Source organism: Bradyrhizobium brasilense (assembly GCF_029714345.1).
Classification (GTDB): domain Bacteria; phylum Pseudomonadota; class Alphaproteobacteria; order Rhizobiales; family Xanthobacteraceae; genus Bradyrhizobium; species Bradyrhizobium australafricanum.
The window spans coordinates 6,192,109-6,206,858 of record NZ_CP121669.1; the positions used below are offsets into that span (position 1 = coordinate 6,192,109).

Annotated in this window: 16 protein-coding genes; 1 reads left to right on the plus strand and 15 read right to left on the minus strand. The window is 65.0% G+C overall.

From position 1 onward, the window contains the following. Nucleotides 1-49: 49 nt before the first annotated feature. The 15 genes from iaaH to QA635_RS29090 form a co-directional block, all read right to left on the minus strand. Nucleotides 50-1,480, minus strand: coding sequence for an indoleacetamide hydrolase (iaaH, locus tag QA635_RS29020; RefSeq protein WP_283062941.1), 1,431 nt, complete (start codon nt 1,478-1,480; stop codon nt 50-52). Between the two features lie 41 nt (nt 1,481-1,521). Then, the gene (paaK, locus tag QA635_RS29025) at nt 1,522-2,853 is read right to left on the minus strand and encodes a phenylacetate--CoA ligase PaaK (protein WP_283062942.1); all 1,332 of its coding nucleotides are present in this window, start codon (nt 2,851-2,853) and stop codon (nt 1,522-1,524) included. Between the two features lie 19 nt (nt 2,854-2,872). Then, nucleotides 2,873-3,328 carry a hydroxyphenylacetyl-CoA thioesterase PaaI gene (paaI, locus tag QA635_RS29030; RefSeq protein WP_283062943.1) on the minus strand — a complete coding sequence of 152 codons (456 nt, stop codon included), beginning with the start codon at nt 3,326-3,328 and terminating at the stop codon, nt 2,873-2,875. Between the two features lie 140 nt (nt 3,329-3,468). After that, nucleotides 3,469-4,545, minus strand: a complete 1,077-nt coding sequence (gene paaE, locus QA635_RS29035) for a 1,2-phenylacetyl-CoA epoxidase subunit PaaE (protein WP_283062944.1) — start codon at nt 4,543-4,545, stop codon at nt 3,469-3,471. Between the two features lie 2 nt (nt 4,546-4,547). Beyond that, nucleotides 4,548-5,051, minus strand: a complete 504-nt coding sequence (gene paaD / locus QA635_RS29040; protein WP_283062945.1) for a 1,2-phenylacetyl-CoA epoxidase subunit PaaD — start codon at nt 5,049-5,051, stop codon at nt 4,548-4,550. After that, a complete protein-coding gene (paaC, locus tag QA635_RS29045) occupies nt 5,045-5,821 on the minus strand; it encodes a 1,2-phenylacetyl-CoA epoxidase subunit PaaC (RefSeq protein WP_283062946.1) in 777 nt (258 codons plus the stop codon). The genes paaD and paaC overlap by 7 nt, the downstream gene beginning before the upstream one ends. Nucleotides 5,822-5,964: 143 nt before the next feature. Next, a complete protein-coding gene (gene paaB, locus QA635_RS29050; protein ID WP_016842890.1) occupies nt 5,965-6,252 on the minus strand; it encodes a 1,2-phenylacetyl-CoA epoxidase subunit PaaB in 288 nt (95 codons plus the stop codon). A 13-nt stretch (nt 6,253-6,265) separates the two neighbouring features. Beyond that, nucleotides 6,266-7,258, minus strand: coding sequence for a 1,2-phenylacetyl-CoA epoxidase subunit PaaA (gene paaA / locus QA635_RS29055; RefSeq protein WP_225160738.1), 993 nt, complete (start codon nt 7,256-7,258; stop codon nt 6,266-6,268). Between the two features lie 76 nt (nt 7,259-7,334). Then, nucleotides 7,335-8,204, minus strand: coding sequence for a phenylacetic acid degradation operon negative regulatory protein PaaX (gene paaX / locus QA635_RS29060; RefSeq protein ID WP_283062947.1), 870 nt, complete (start codon nt 8,202-8,204; stop codon nt 7,335-7,337). Between the two features lie 203 nt (nt 8,205-8,407). Next, nucleotides 8,408-9,178 carry an esterase/lipase family protein gene (locus tag QA635_RS29065; RefSeq protein WP_018270502.1) on the minus strand — a complete coding sequence of 257 codons (771 nt, stop codon included), beginning with the start codon at nt 9,176-9,178 and terminating at the stop codon, nt 8,408-8,410. Between the two features lie 190 nt (nt 9,179-9,368). Further along, nucleotides 9,369-10,652: a DUF445 domain-containing protein gene (locus tag QA635_RS29070; RefSeq protein ID WP_253609654.1), complete on the minus strand. Its 1,284-nt coding sequence runs from the start codon at nt 10,650-10,652 to the stop codon at nt 9,369-9,371. A gap of 229 nt (nt 10,653-10,881) precedes the next feature. Then, nucleotides 10,882-11,358: a phasin gene (locus tag QA635_RS29075; RefSeq protein ID WP_028331816.1), complete on the minus strand. Its 477-nt coding sequence runs from the start codon at nt 11,356-11,358 to the stop codon at nt 10,882-10,884. 181 nt (nt 11,359-11,539) lie between these two features. After that, nucleotides 11,540-12,136 (minus strand): GNAT family N-acetyltransferase, encoded by a 597-nt coding sequence (locus QA635_RS29080; protein WP_038383826.1) that lies wholly within the window; start codon nt 12,134-12,136, stop codon nt 11,540-11,542. A gap of 26 nt (nt 12,137-12,162) precedes the next feature. Then, nucleotides 12,163-13,245: a PHA/PHB synthase family protein gene (locus QA635_RS29085; protein ID WP_283062951.1), complete on the minus strand. Its 1,083-nt coding sequence runs from the start codon at nt 13,243-13,245 to the stop codon at nt 12,163-12,165. Next, nucleotides 13,242-13,625, minus strand: a complete 384-nt coding sequence (locus QA635_RS29090; protein ID WP_028338794.1) for a hypothetical protein — start codon at nt 13,623-13,625, stop codon at nt 13,242-13,244. The genes QA635_RS29085 and QA635_RS29090 overlap by 4 nt, the downstream gene beginning before the upstream one ends. Before the next feature lie 178 nt (nt 13,626-13,803). On the opposite strand from QA635_RS29090, the gene QA635_RS29095 reads away from it, so the two are divergent. Next, a complete protein-coding gene (locus QA635_RS29095; RefSeq protein WP_283062953.1) occupies nt 13,804-14,724 on the plus strand; it encodes an alpha/beta fold hydrolase in 921 nt (306 codons plus the stop codon). Nucleotides 14,725-14,750: the final 26 nt, after the last annotated feature.

The following is a 14,750-nucleotide window of genomic DNA, read 5'->3' on the forward strand; positions in this document are numbered from 1 at the left end:
ACTAATCGACTGACCGATCAATTCAAGGGGCTTGTTGCGACAGGCCGTGTCAGAGCTTCGGCGGCGGGGCCGTGCCCAGGATCGCCTCGATCGACAGGCCGAGCCCGAGCAGCCTTGCATCGCTTCCGACCGGACCGTCGAGCTCGAGCCCAAGCGGCAGGCCATCGGACGTCATGCCGGCGTAGAGCGACAGCCCGGGAAGGCCGGCATTGCTGCCGGGATCGGTGTTGCGGATCATGGTGCCGAAGGTCGGCACCTGCGCGCCGCCATTGACCGACATCTCGCCGGATCCATTCTTCTCGTCGATGACCGGTGCAGGCGCGACCGTGGTCGGAAACAGGATGGCGTCCAGCCTGTTGTTCCTGATGTAGGTGGCATAGATCGCCTGCAGCGCCGGCCGCTGCACGTTGATTGCATCATCATAGGCGGCGCCGAACGCATCCGCCGTGATGGCACCGAAAGCGCCGACGACGTCGGGACTGGCGACGCCGGCCGCGATGTCGGACAGCGTGATCCCTTCAATCCCGGAGGCGGCGAGCCAGGCCGGGATATCGGCGATCGGTTCGTGCAACGCGACCACGAAGGACACCTTGCCGTTCTGCTCAAACAGATCGGGCATATCGACATCGACCAACACCGCGCCGGCCGCCGAGAGCCGGGCACAGGCTGCGCGGGCGACGGCTTCGACATCGCGATCGAGGCCGCTCCAGAAGCAGGCGGGAATGCCGAGACGCACGCTGCGTAGCGGGATGCTCGTTGCCAGCGGCGTGCCTGATATCACGGCATCGAGCAGCGCGACATCGGCGACCGTGCGTCCCATCGGGCCGACGGTGTCGCGGGTACGGCTGATCGGAACCACCTGGTTGTCGTCGTGATAACGCCGCTCGGCACCGCCATTGCCGACCGAAGGCCGAAGGCCCACGGTCCCGGTCAACGCGGCGGGCACGCGGGTCGAGCCGCCGGTGTCCGATCCGAGGCCACAGGTGGCGATGCGCGCGGCGATCGCCGCCGACGTTCCGCCGGACGACCCGCCCGGGATCCGGCTCGTGTCGTACGGATTCCGCACCGGTCCCGCGAACGGTGCGAGATTGGTACTGGTGATGCCGAAGGCAAGCTCGTGCAGATTGGTCTTGCCGATGACGACGGCACCCGCGTCGAGCAGCTTTTGCAGCGACGGCGCATTGCGCGCAGGCCGCGCATGTTGCAGCGCCGGCGTGCCGCCCGATGTCGGCAGATCCGATGTGTTGATATTGTCCTTCACGACGATCGGAAGCCCGGCCAGCACGCCGGTCCGCGTGCCGGCATCGACCTCGCGCGCCGCGGCCAGCGCACCGTCGCGGTTCAGCACGATAAAGGCGTTGAGGTGCTTGAGCCGCTCCGCACGATCGACCGCCGCCTCGACGACGCTGACGGCCGTTACCTTGCCGTCGCGGATATCGGCCAAGATCTCCGCAGCGGTCGTTTCATTGGTGTCGGCCATACCCTGCGCCCTGTGCGCCCTGTTGGATTGCAGGGATTAGGCTATTCTTTCGGCCGCTTGTCGTAAACACGTTTCGCCTTGCCGAGCGAACGCTCCAGCGTCTCGGGCGCAACGACGCGGACGCGGGTCGAGATGCCGATCGTGTTCTTGATGAAGGCGGAGACCTTCTCGGCGTGAACAACCAGCCCCTCGCCATCCCAGCTCTCGGGCCGGGCTTCGGCGAGCACCGTCATCTCGTCCATGCGGCCTTCGCGGGTCAGCTCGATGACAAAGTGACCGCCACACCAGTCGGTCGCCAGCAGCGCTTCCTCGATCTGGGTCGGGAACACATTGACACCGCGCAGGATGATCATGTCGTCGGAGCGGCCGGTCACCTTCTCCATCCGCCGCATGCCGGGCCGCGCCGTGCCGGGCAACAGCCGCGTCAGATCGCGGGTGCGGTAGCGGATGATCGGGAAGGCCTCCTTGGTCAGCGAGGTGAACACCAGTTCGCCCTTCTCGCCGTCGGGCAGCACCTTGCCGGTCAGGGGATCGATCACCTCCGGATAGAAGTGGTCCTCCCAGATGTGCAGGCCGTCCTTGGTCTCCACGCATTCCTGCGCGACGCCGGGACCGATCACCTCCGACAAGCCATAGATGTCGGTGGCGTCCATGTCGAAGGCCTGCTCGATCTCGACGCGCATCGCGTTGGTCCAGGGCTCGGCGCCGAAGATGCCGAACTTCAGCGACGATTTGCGCGGATCAAGGCCCTGCCGCTTGAACTCGTCGAGGATCGCCAGCATGTAGCTCGGCGTCACCGTGATGATGTCGGGCCGGAAGTCGTTGATGAGCTGCACCTGCCGCTCGGTCATGCCGCCGGAGATCGGGATCACCGTGCAGCCGAGCCGCTCGGCGCCGTAATGCGCGCCGAGGCCCCCGGTGAACAGGCCGTAGCCATAGGCGTTGTGCATCAGCATGCCGGTGCGGCCGCCGGCGGCGCGGATCGATCGCGCCATCACGTCCGCCCAGGTGTCGATGTCGGCTTTGGTGTAGCCGACCACGATCGGCTTGCCGGTCGTGCCGGAGGAGGCATGGACCCGCACCAGCTGTTCGCGCGGCACCGCGAACATGTTGAAGGGATAATTGTCGCGCAGATCCGTCTTCACCGTGAACGGGAATTTGGCAAGATCGGGAAGCTGCCTGAAATCGGACGGGTGCACGCCGGCGGCGTCGAAGCTCATTTTGTAATGCGCGACATTGTCATAGGCATGCTTGAGCGACCAGGCCAGCCGCCTGGTCTGCAGCGCCATGATCTCGTCGCGCGAGGCGCGCTCGGCCGCATCGAGCTCGGCGTGATAACCGCTGTCCTTGACCTTGAGCTTTGCCGTTGCCATCGACGTTTCCCCTGAAGCCTTATGCCTTGATGTCCGTGTCGGGCAGCCAGGTGCCCGGTATCACGCGCGAATGTCCGCGGAATTCGGCGATCACGCTGTCGCCGGAGGTCACGCTCACGTCGTAGATTCCCGAGCGGCCACTGCGCGAGATCTCGCGCGCGGTCGCCACCAGACGATCGCCGAGCTTGCCGGGCCGGATGAACGTGACGTTGCCCTGCGCCGCCACCGCGCGATCGTTGCGGCTGTTGCAGGCAAAGGCGAAGGCTGAATCGGCCAGCGTGAAGATGTAGCCGCCATGGCAGATGCGCTGGCCGTTGACCATGTGCGCTTGCACCGTCATCGCCATCACCGCCTGTCCCGGCCTGATCTCGACGAGCTCCATGCCGAGGCCCTTGCTGGCGTCGTCTTCCTTCCACATCGCATCCGCGCAGGCGCGGGCGACATCCTCGGGCGATAGCGTGGCCTTCACGTTCACATCGAACTCCCTGTGCACGGGCCCGTTGCGGAGGGCCTCTTGGCGTCAAATCAGTGTTGGGCGCGACGCACGAGGCGTCAACGCTACTTCCGTCATTCCGGGGCGATGCGCAGCAGCGAACCCGGAATAACAATCAACAATTAGACGTGGTCGTAGTCGACCACGACCTTCTCAGAGCACGGCTTGGCCTGACAGGTGAGGATGAACCCCGCCTTCAGCTCCCAAGGCTCCAGCGAATAATTCAGATCCATCGGCGCCTCGCCTTCGACCAGCTTGGCGCGGCAGGTCGAGCACATGCCGCCCTTGCAGGCGAACGGCAGGTCCATGCCGGCGCGCAGCGCGGCGTCGAGGATCGATTCGCCGTCGGCCACCGGGACCTCGCGGCGCTTGCCGTCGATGATCAGCCCGGCAATCGCCTTCGGCGGCGCGCCGGCCGGAACGACGACCTTCGCCCGCGGCTTGCCGCCGAATTCCGACACGAAACGTTCGACATGGATACGCTCGTCGGCGATGCCGATCTCGCGGCAGGTCGCTTCGATGGTCTCGCTCATCGCGGCCGGACCGCAGACGAAGACGTGATCGACGGTCGCAGCCGGCACCAGCGAGCGCAGCAGCACCCGCACCTTCTCGCCGTCGAGCCGGCCGTGCAGGATCGGAATGTCCTGCTCCTCGCCCGAGATGACGTGGAATACCGAGAGCCGCTGCATGAAGCGGTCCTTCAGCTCCTCCAGCGCCTCGCGGAACATGACGCCTTCGGTCGAGCGGTTGCCGTAGAACAGGAAGAAGCGACTGTCCGGCTCGCGCGCCAGCACGCCCTTGATGATCGAGAGGATCGGCGTGATGCCGCTGCCGGCGGCGAAGCCGACATAGGTCCGCGCCTCACCTGGCGCGTGGGCGACGCCGAAGCGGCCGGTCGGCGTCATCACGTCGAGCTCGTCACCGGCCTTCAGCTCGTCGGCGGCCCAGTTCGAGAATGCGCCGCCGTCGACCTTCTTCACCGCGATGCGCAATTCGCCGTCGTCAGGACCGGAGCAGATCGAATAGGAACGGCGAACTTCCTCGCCGTCCATCGTGGTGCGCAGCGTCAGATACTGGCCGGGCGTGAAGCGGTAGTCGCCTTGCAGATCGTCGGGGATCGTAAAAGTCATCGAGATCGCGTCCGACGCCTCGCGGCGCAGGTCGCTGACGGACAGGCGGTGGAATCGTGGTGTCGACATAGTCAATGACACTTGAAGTAATCGAAGGGTTCTCGGCAGCTCCTGCAACGCCACAGCGCCTTGCAGGAGGTCGAGCCGAATTCGGAGAGCAGCTCGGTATCGACGGAGCTGCATTGCGGGCACATCACATGCTGCTCGCCGAACAGCGCGCGGCGCGAGGAGCCCGGCAGCGGCGGCGCGATGCCGTACTCCCTGAGCTTGCGGCGGCCGTCCTCGCTCATCCAGTCGGTGGTCCAGGCCGGCGACAGCACGGTGCGGACCTTCGGTTTATGAATGCCTTCACGCGCCAGCGCGAGCTCGATCTCGAGTGCGATCATGTTCATGGCGGGACAGCCGGAATAGGTCGGCGTGATTGCGACCTCGACATGACCGTCGTGGACCGCGACGTCGCGCAGTACGCCGAGATCGGCGATGGTCAGCACCGGGATTTCGGGATCGACCACCTGCGCGGCCGCGCTCCAGGCGCGCCGGCGCAGATCGGCATCGCTGAGCGCAACGGTCACCATGTTGCCCCCGGAAAGGTCCGCTGCATCGATTGCAGCTCGCTGAGGAGATGGCCGAGATGTTCGCTGTGGCTGCCACTGCGGCCGCCCTGCTGCATCCAATCGCCCATCGGCAGAGCCAGCGTCGCCTCGTTGACGATGCCGGTGACCGTCTTCCGCCAGCGCGGCTGCAGCGCCGCGGGATCGATCGCGATGCCGGCGTCGATCAGGCCGCGCTCGCCGTCATCGACCGCGAACATCTCGCCGGTATAGGCCCAGAGGTCGTCGATCGCATCCTGGGCGCGGCGATGGCTCTCCTCGGTGCCGTCGCCGAGGCGGACGATCCATTCCGACGAATGCCTGACATGATAGGCGCTTTCCTTCTCCGACTTCGCCGCGATCGCGGCAAAGGTCGGATCGGACGAGGCGATCATGGCGCGCCAGTAGAGATCGGCGAATGCCGCATAGAAGAACTGCCGCACCATGGTGCGGGCAAAGTCGCCGTTCGGCTGCTCGACCAGCAGCAGATTGCGATACTGCCTGACGTCGCGCAGATAGGCGAACTTGTCTTCGTCGTTGCCTCGGCCCTCGACCTTGGCCGCGTAGCTGTAGAGCTCACGGGCCTGGCCGAGCAGGTCGAGCCCCATATTGGCGAGCGCCATGTCCTCTTCCATCGCGGGCGCATGGCCGCACCATTCGGACAGCCGATGGCCGAGGATCAGCGCATCGTCGGCGCGGCGCAGCGCGTAGAGCACCAGCGGCGTTTCGGAGACTTCGATGTTGGCGGTCGCCATGTTCTCTATTCCACCTGCATCCACTTGCTCGACGTCATCCTGAGGAGCCTGCGCAGCAGGCGTCTCGAAGGATGGCCGCGGTTACGATCGGGCGTCATGGTTCGAGACGGCGCTGCGCGCCTCCTCACCATGACGGGTGAAATTCACATGTGCCCGACTTCGTCGGGGACGTCGTAAAAGGTCGGGTGGCGGTAGATCTTGGATTCCGCCGGCTCGAACATCATGCCCTTCTCGGACGGATCGGACGCGGTGATTGCGTTCGAGGGCACCACCCAGATCGACAGCCCCTCGCCGCGGCGGGTGTAGATGTCGCGCGCGGCCTGCAGCGCCAGCGTCGCGTCGGCCGCATGCAGCGAGCCGACATGCTTGTGCGCCAGGCCATTGCGGCTGCGGATGAAGACTTCCCAGAGCGGAACGTTCGGCGTGGCCATCTCTAGCGCTCCCTTATTCTGCGGCTTGCGCGAGCTGGCGGCGCTTGCGCTTCTCGGCATAGGCCATCGCGGCCTCGCGCACCCAGGCGCCCTCCTCATGCGCCTTGCGGCGCGCGGCGAGGCGATCGCGGTTGCAGGGGCCGTTGCCTGATAGCACCTGCTTGAATTCGTCCCAGTCGATCGGGCTGTGTTCCCAATTGCCGTTTGCGTTCTGCTTCATGCCGGGATCGGGGATCGTCAGGCCGAGGAATTCGGCCTGCGGCACGGTGGCGTCGATGAATTTCTGGCGCAGCTCGTCGTTGGAGAAGCGCTTGATCTTCCACTTTGTCGAGGTGTCGCTGTGCTGGCTGACCTGGTCCGGCGGACCGAACATCATCAGCACCGGCCACCACCAGCGATCGAGCGCGTTCTGCGCCATCGCCTTCTGCTCCGCGGTGCCGCGGCACAGCGTCACCATGATCTCAAAGCCCTGGCGCTGGTGGAACGATTCCTCCTTGCAAACGCGGATCATCGCCCGCGCATAGGGGCCGTAGGAACAGCGGCACAGCGGGATCTGGTTCATGATCGCCGCGCCGTCGACCAGCCAGCCGATGGTGCCGATGTCGGCCCAGGTCAGCGTCGGGTAGTTGAAGATCGAGGAATATTTCGCCTTGCCCGAGAGCATCGCATCGACCAGCTCCTCGCGCGAGGTGCCGAGCGTCTCGGCGGCGGCGTAGAGATAGAGGCCGTGGCCGCATTCGTCCTGCACCTTGGCGAGCAGCGCAGCCTTGCGGCGCAGCGACGGCGCGCGGGTGATCCAGTTGCCCTCGGGGAGCATGCCGACGATTTCGGAATGGGCGTGCTGGGAAATCTGCCGCGTCAGCGTCTTGCGGTAGGCGGCGGGCATCCAGTCGTTCGGCTCGATGCGCTCGTCGGCATCGATGCGGGCCTGGAACTGACTGGCACGGGCCACGTCCTCGACGCCGCGATCGTCGCCGTCGGATGAGTTGAGCGCCTGTGTGTACATGGCCGACCTCCCAATGTGTTGTTAGGCAGCAATGTATAACACAAATTTTCGAATGCAAGAAGTTTTTGTAATATGTTCAGACACCCTCGAAACGGCGCGCCACCGCCCCGTTGGGCTTCGGCAGCGGCCCGTCCTCGTTGGTTGCGTGGTCGTCAAGCCATTGTTCCGACGGCGGAAGCAGCCCGCGATAGATCTCGCCGCAGAGTTTCCGCGCCGCCCTGCCCGGCCAGTCCTTCGGCAGCAGCTGATACGGCAGCAGCGGATCGCGCAGCACGACCCGGCGGTAATGGTGGATCAAGAGAATGCGCGCGGTGAAGGCGTCGGCGTCGCTCAGCGCCTCGCCGCGGATGATTGAGCCGTGCAGCGGCTCGAACGTCTTCATGAACTTCAGATAGGCGTCCGCGGTGCGGTCGAGCGGCCAGCTTTCGCTGAGCAGCCGGCGTCCGCTGTCGTCTTCCGCGGAGACTTCGAGCCGGATCGCGCGCGACGCTTCATCGGGGATAGGCACGCCCGACGGCGCGACCCACACGCCGGGCAGCGGGGTGCCGAAGCCGGCATTCTTCAACGCCTCGCGCGCGGCGTCGCGGTCCTCGGCATTGCCGATCAGCAGCAGCTCGAAGCGGCCGGTCCAGTCCGACGGCGGCGGATCGTAGATGTGCCGGGTTGCGGTGTCGAAGGTCTGCCGGCCCTTGGCATTCAAGCGATAAAAACTGTTGCGGCCGACCTTGTTGCGCTCGAGCCAGCCGTCGGCGGCGAGCCGCGACATCGCGGTGCGCACCACATTGCCGTCGATGTCGAGCGACTTGAAGAATTCGAGCAGCGTGCCGAGCCACACCGAACCGCCGCGCGGCACGATGGAATCTCCGAACACGGTGATGATGATCGAGCCGGTGCGTGACGGCTCGCGCTTCAGCTGATCGACGATGCGGGCAAGCGGCTGTGGCATGCCCAACGCATAGCGCGTTTTGTCGATTCACGACAATGCGGGGTCTTTTCCTTCTCCCCGCATGCGGGAGAAGGTCGGGATGAGGGGGCTCTCCGCAATCACGGTGCGAGTTGCGCCCGTGGAGACTCCCCCTCACCCGGATCGCATTGCGCTGCGCTTCATGCGATCCGGCCTCTCCCCGCAAGCGGGGCGAGGCAAGCAAGTCAGCGATTTGGATCGGGATAAACGATGCTGCGCCAGCCGCTGCGATCGAACGGCGCCCACTCGCCTTCCTTCTGCGCGAGGCGATCGGCGACCGCGTAGACCACGGCCGGGTGATGACCCATGCCGCAATGGCTGCTCTCGACCTCGATGCTGTCGGTCATCGACGAGGACTGCTCGCGGCAGCCCTGCCAGGCACAGACGCCGTCGGTGCGGCTGAAGATCGCGGTGGTCGGCACCGGCGGAGCGCTGGCGAGCGAGCCGCCAAAACGCGAATCCTCTTCATCGGCGCGCCGGCCGCTGGCCATCTCATAGACGCGCCAGGCGTTGGTCGACTTCGGGCCGGCGGCAAACGGGCTGCCGAGCGTGATCACCTGGCGCACGCGCTCCGGCATCATCTTGGCGAGCTGGCGCGCATAGAGGCCGCCGAGGCTCCAGCCGACCACCGAGACCTTGCGGCCGGTCGTTTCATTCATCTCCTGCAGCAGCTCGACCATCCCGTCCTGCACGCCGGCGCGAAGCCCGAGATTGCGGCCCTGACGCCAGCCACTGACGGCATAGCCCTTGCTCCTGAGAAAGTCGCGCAACGGCCGGGTCGACATGTCGGAAGCAATCAGCCCCGGCAGCACCAGCACCGGATGCCCATCGCCGCGCGGCGCGAGGCTGAGCAGCGGCAATGCACCAAGAAAGGCGCCGAGCTCATGAATGGCGCGGCCTTCCAGAAACATCAGCGTCCTGGACGGCGGGCGTAGCGTCTGCGCAGCAACGGACATTTCAGCTCCTCTTCCGGCAGGGCCGCCGGCAATGGGACCAACGAGAATGGGTCAACGGGATTGACTCAAACCCGGCGGAATCGTTCCGCAACGCAACAATCTGTCCTGAAAAGCTAGGGAACCGGACACTTTCGTGCAAGCGGTCCAGGTCACACTTGCCACAACTAAAGTGACATTCGTGCCCAATCGGTCACAGCAGCCGCAGCGTGTATTCCAGGGTGTAAAGCGCAAGGCCGGCAAGCCCGCCGATCAGCGCGCCGTTGAAGCGGATGTATTGCAGATCCTTGCCGACATTGACCTCGATCAGGGAGATCAGCTGCTCCATGTCCCAGCTCTTCATCTGGTCGGCGATGAAGCCCGAGACGCCGCTCTTCTGCTCGGCGACGACGGTGCGCAGGATCGCCACCAGGCCCTGATTGATCTCGCCGCGCAGGTCGGCGTCGCCGTCGAGCGCGTCGCCGGCCTCGACCAGCATTCGCGCCAGCTGATGCTGCAGCACCTGCGACTCGCCCGAGGCGCTGCGTTCGATGAAGTCCTTGACGTTGGCCCAGATGGTGCGCCCGAGATTGGCCAGCTCCGGCCGCGCCATCAAATCGCGCTTGAGACCATCGATGCGATCGGCGAACGCCTTGTCGCTGCCGAGCCGGTCGACAAAGGACAGCAGCATGCGGTCGAACTCGCCGCGGAACGGATGCTGCGGATCGTTGCGCACTTCCTCGAAGAACTTCGTGGCGGACGCGATGATCCGGTTCACCACGAACTTGTCGGCACGATAGAGCCTGAGCAGCGTCGGCATCTCGGCGCGGACCTTGTCGCGGATCACGGCCATGGTCTCCTGCTGCGTCAGCGTCTGGTGCAGCACGCGCAGGATGTCGTCGAGCAGGCCGCCATGCTTGCCCTCCTGCACGAAGCCGCGCAGCGCGCCGGCCGCAAGCGGCGCCAGATCGATCGAGAGCACCTGCGTCGTGACGCGGCGGCTGATGAACTGCATCAACCCCGAGCTCTCGGTCGCCGCGAATGCCTCGGGCAGCATCCGCAGCACGAAGCGGGCGAGATCCTCCGAACGTTTGCGGTCGCGCAGCCAGTCGGCGATGAACGAACCGAAATCGATCTCGCGCAGCTTGGCCTCGACCGGCCCGGATTCCAGGAAATTGTTCTCGATGAATTCGCCGAGCTTCTCGGCGATGCGCGCCTGATTGCTCTGGATGATCGCGGTGTGCGGGATCGGCAGGCCGAGCGGCCGCTTGAACAAGGCGACGACGGCGTACCAGTCGGCGAGCCCGCCGATGGTTGCGGCCTCGGCAAATGCCGCGATGAAACCGAACACCGGATGCACCGGCAGCAGTGCTTTCGCTGCGATGAAGATGACGAAGGTTGCCGCCAGCACGCCGGTCGCCAGCCACTTGACGCGCCGCAGCTCGGCCGCGCGTTCGACGTCGACTGGCGTTGCGATGAGGGCGGCGGGAAGGGTCATAGGGTTTCGAATGAACGGTAGTTTACATAGGCGCCGCAGGCGCAGGCGTCATCCTGAGGTGCGCGCACTTTGCGCGCCTCGAAGGATGGCCACAAGCACCGTCGCTCGCGGCCATCCTTCGAGGCTCGCCGAAGACGGCTCGCACCTCAGGATGACGACCGCGTGAAGCAAAAAAGAAGGCCCGCAAATGGCGGGCCTCCGAAAGGGCAGTCGGTCAGTGCAAGCGCGATCAGGCGGTCTTGCCGTAGACCTTGGCGAAGTTGTCCTGCGCGGTCTTCGCACCGTCGGTGACGAGCTTGCCGAGATACTCGGTGGTGGCCTTCGCCCGCGAGACGAACAGTTCGCCACGCGCACGGGCCAGCTCCGACTGGATCTGGGCGGCTTCGCTCAGCGACTTGGCGGACGCGAGCTTGTCGATACCGGCGAAGAACGCCTCGGCGTCCTGGTAGATCGCCTGCTGGATGTTGCGGCTGATCTTGGCGGCTTCGGTCACCGAACCGGCAACAGCGGACTCGATCACGTTGGTCACCTTCTCCGAGCCGGCATAGGCATCGGCAGCGCGGGTCTTGGCGGCCTCGGCCTGCTTCTTCACGAACTCACGGGCGGCTTCCGGAACTTCCAGGTTCTGAAGCTTGGTGAACGCCTCGGTGACGGGCGCGAAGGCTTCCTTGACGCTGTTCAGCACGGAATTGGTTTCGGTGGTCATTGGGGTCTCTCCATCCTCAGGTTTGAGCTATGGGCTCACCCCGTCCGGTTTGGCCCGGGGCAACGGTGTTATGACACACCTCATGGTGCGTCGCAACATAGATGTTGCGGCGCGATATCACGAACCTGTGAACAGCACGAATGTCCGGCAGATTGCCTAGAGAACCAGCAGAAAACGGTTCCTAATTACCACTGACCGCGTCGGACACCCCGTACGCCTCCATTTGGGCCCGGACCTGCGCCACGTTGTGCCCCAGCACGACGATGTCGTGGGTCTTGCCCTCGACGTCGCGGACATGGTCGCGCAGCAGGGCCTCCGCCTTGAAGCCGAGGCTCTCGAACAGCGCAATCGCCGCCCGCTGGTCGACTGTCATCTGCACCGAGAACTTCTCCAGCCCGGCACCGAGCGCGATGGCGAAGGTCTCCTGCGACAATGCCCGGCCGACGCCCTGCCCGCGTACGTCGAGCGACACCACCATCCGGATCTCGCCGACATGCGGCGACCAGGAGTGCGGATCGCGCACCAGGGTGCCGCAACCGACCACCTTGCCGTCCTTGATCGCGAGCAGGCTCGTGATGTCGCCGCGCTCGATCTCGTTGATCCAGGCCGACAGCACCTTCGGCTGGCTGATGTTGCGCGGCAGGAACAAGAGATCATGCGTCGGCAGCTTCTGCGCGAAGGCCAGCACCGCGGCCTCGTGGTCCCGAATCATCAGGCGAAACTCGATGTCGCCCGCTTCGGTCTTGACGCGGCGCGGATAGGAACGTTGTTCGGTCATGTCGATCTCTCTCAAGTCGACCCTTCTTAGGTCGATCTCTTGCTCAGCCAGGAGTCCAGTTTCGGCCATAGCCGCTTGATTGCGTTGGCGCCGGCGACCAGCGAGACGTGACCGCCTTTCAGCATCACCTCCTCCTTGTCCTCGGAGCCGATCTTGGTGATGAGGTGCTTTGCCGCATCATACGGCACGATGTGGTCGTGCTCGGCGACCGCGTGCAGGATCGGCACCTTTATGTCGGCAAGCTTCGCCTCGCGGCCGCCGACCGTCATGGTGTCGTTGTAGAGCTTGTTGTCCCACATCAGGTCCTTGGTGATGGCGCGGAAATATTCGCCCGCGAGCGGCAGCGTGTCGGTCGCCCAGCGATCGAACATCCGGTACGACTTGACGAACTCGTCGTTCCAGATGTTGTCCCAGAGCTGGATCTGGCCGACGACACGCGCGGCCGGCCGCAACATGTCGAACGATTGCAGGATCAGTTCGGGCGGCATGTTGCCGGTGCTGTCGATCAGCCGGTCGACGTCGAAATAGCGGCGGTCGGCGAAATTCGAGAACAGCTTCATCTCGCGGAAATCGATCGGCGTGGTGAAGCAGATCAGGTTCTTCATCGGCCCGTCACTGAAGATCGAGCCATAGAGCAGCGACAGCACGCCGCCGAAGCAATAGCCGATCACCGAGACGTCCTTTTCGCCGGAATCCTGCTGCACCCGGCGGACCGATTCCGGAATGAAGTCGAGGACGTAATCCTCCATGCGCAGCGATTTTTCCTCCGGCTTCGGCGCACTCCAGTCCAGCATGTAGACGTCGAAGCCGCGCTTGAGCAGGAACTCGATGAAGCTCTGCCCCGGCACCAGGTCGAGGATGTAGCCGCGGTTGGTCGTCGCCATCACGATCAGGACGGGCACGCGATAGACTTCGCTGGCCAGCGGCCGGTAGTGATAGAGGTTCATGGTGCCGCGCGAATACAGCACGTCCTTCGGCGTCGAACCGAGCGAGGGCCCGGAGCTGGAGAAATACTCGACGCCCTTGATACTGCGCTGGATCGCGCGCTGCACCTCGGACTGTACCCGTTCGGAGATCGAGGCGAAATCAAAGGGGGTGGGAGCATTCATTTGCTGCCTCCCTCCGCTGGCGGCTGCTTGGTGCGCGGTGGCCGCGGCGTTGCGCCGTGGCCGTCGTCCGGCGCCAGCGAATTGTGGTGCACCTGCTGCAGCAGCGTCTTGATCTCGTTGAGCTGGTTCTCCATCGATTGCAGGCGCTCCGCCATGCCGACGAGCTGGGCGCGGCTCGGCAGGTTCATCGCCAGCAGATATTTCTCCATCAGCTCGCCGAGCTGCTTCTGCGCGCCGGCCGCGACGCCGCCGGCCTGGTTCATCGCCTTGGAAAATTCCGGCGAGGTCATGAGCTGGTTGCCGAAAGAGTTGAACCCCTTCTCCATCTCGCCAATCATCGTCTGCCAGATCACGGCAGGGTCGTTGCCCTTGTCGGCCATGCGGCGCTCCTCCACACCAATTTCGAGCGCTTGCCGCGCTTCCATTTGTTTCTGCCATACGACACTGTTGCTGCTGATCGGTCAACAGCGCGGCGCGACCAGCGACGCCGAGGCTCTTCTGCGCTGCGTCAATCCGTGGCATAGAGGTTCCTGACCGCGACACCAGCAGGGGACGCCCGTGACCACGCTCGCCCATCAGCCGCCGCAGATCATCCGCGCCAATGGCATCGACATCTGCTACGAGATTTTTGGCGATGCGAATGCCGAGCCGCTGCTCCTGATCATGGGCCTCGGCGCCCAGATGATCCACTGGGACGACGAGTTCTGCCGCCAGCTCGCCGCGCGCGGTTTTCGCGTCATCCGATTCGACAACAGGGATATCGGCAAATCCTCCCGCCTGAGCGGCGGCAAGCGGCTGACCGCGCTCGAACTGCTCAAGCTCCGCTTCCTGAAGATCCCGGTCGCAGCGCCCTACAAGCTGGCCGACATGGCGAGGGACACGATCGGGCTGATGGATGCGCTCGGCATCCGCACCGCGCATCTGGTCGGCGCCTCGATGGGCGGCATGATCGCGCAGGAGGTTGCCATCACCTTCCCCGAGCGCGTGCGCTCGCTGACTTCGATTATGTCGACCACGGGCAATCCAAAGATCCCGGGCCCGACCCGCGAGGCGACCGCAGTGCTGATGGCGCCGCCACCGAAGAGCAAGGAAGAGTATTTCGTCCGCTTCGGGCAGACCTGGAAAGTCCTGCGTAACGGCTCGTTCCCTGAAGATGAGGCGCTCGATCCCGAACGCGCGCGGCGCACCTATGAGCGCGGCCTCAATCCGGAAGGCGTCGGCCGCCAGCTCCGCGCCATCCTCGCCTCGGGCAGCCGCAAGGAGCGCCTGCGCGGCGTCAAGGCGCCGACGCTGGTGATCCACGGCACCATCGATCCGCTGGTGCATCCCGAAGGCGGCAAGGACACCGCGGTCTCGATCCCGGGCGCGAAGCTGGTGATGATCGAGGGCATGGGCCACGCCCTGCCGATTCCGATGTGGCCGCAGATCATCAACGCCATCGACAAGCACGCGCATGGCGCGGCGGCGAAGGCGGCGTGAGGCCGGAGCGTTTTCGAGCGAAGTGG

What these genes read in the sequence shown, in the direction of transcription:
- QA635_RS29075 (WP_028331816.1), bottom strand. Translation starts at nt 11,358, where the DNA reads ATGACCACCGAAACCAATTCCGTGCTGAACAGCGTCAAGGAAGCCTTC.
- paaK (WP_283062942.1), bottom strand. Translation starts at nt 2,853, where the DNA reads ATGGCAACGGCAAAGCTCAAGGTCAAGGACAGCGGTTATCACGCCGAG.
- paaC (WP_283062946.1), bottom strand. Translation starts at nt 5,821, where the DNA reads ATGGCGACCGCCAACATCGAAGTCTCCGAAACGCCGCTGGTGCTCTAC.
- paaA (WP_225160738.1), bottom strand. Translation starts at nt 7,258, where the DNA reads ATGTACACACAGGCGCTCAACTCATCCGACGGCGACGATCGCGGCGTC.
- iaaH (WP_283062941.1), bottom strand. Translation starts at nt 1,480, where the DNA reads ATGGCCGACACCAATGAAACGACCGCTGCGGAGATCTTGGCCGATATC.
- paaB (WP_016842890.1), bottom strand. Translation starts at nt 6,252, where the DNA reads ATGGCCACGCCGAACGTTCCGCTCTGGGAAGTCTTCATCCGCAGCCGC.
- paaE (WP_283062944.1), bottom strand. Translation starts at nt 4,545, where the DNA reads ATGTCGACACCACGATTCCACCGCCTGTCCGTCAGCGACCTGCGCCGC.
- QA635_RS29070 (WP_253609654.1), bottom strand. Translation starts at nt 10,652, where the DNA reads ATGACCCTTCCCGCCGCCCTCATCGCAACGCCAGTCGACGTCGAACGC.
- QA635_RS29085 (WP_283062951.1), bottom strand. Translation starts at nt 13,245, where the DNA reads ATGAATGCTCCCACCCCCTTTGATTTCGCCTCGATCTCCGAACGGGTA.
- QA635_RS29080 (WP_038383826.1), bottom strand. Translation starts at nt 12,136, where the DNA reads ATGACCGAACAACGTTCCTATCCGCGCCGCGTCAAGACCGAAGCGGGC.
- QA635_RS29065 (WP_018270502.1), bottom strand. Translation starts at nt 9,178, where the DNA reads ATGTCCGTTGCTGCGCAGACGCTACGCCCGCCGTCCAGGACGCTGATG.
- paaD (WP_283062945.1), bottom strand. Translation starts at nt 5,051, where the DNA reads ATGGTGACCGTTGCGCTCAGCGATGCCGATCTGCGCCGGCGCGCCTGG.
- paaX (WP_283062947.1), bottom strand. Translation starts at nt 8,204, where the DNA reads ATGCCACAGCCGCTTGCCCGCATCGTCGATCAGCTGAAGCGCGAGCCG.
- QA635_RS29090 (WP_028338794.1), bottom strand. Translation starts at nt 13,625, where the DNA reads ATGGCCGACAAGGGCAACGACCCTGCCGTGATCTGGCAGACGATGATT.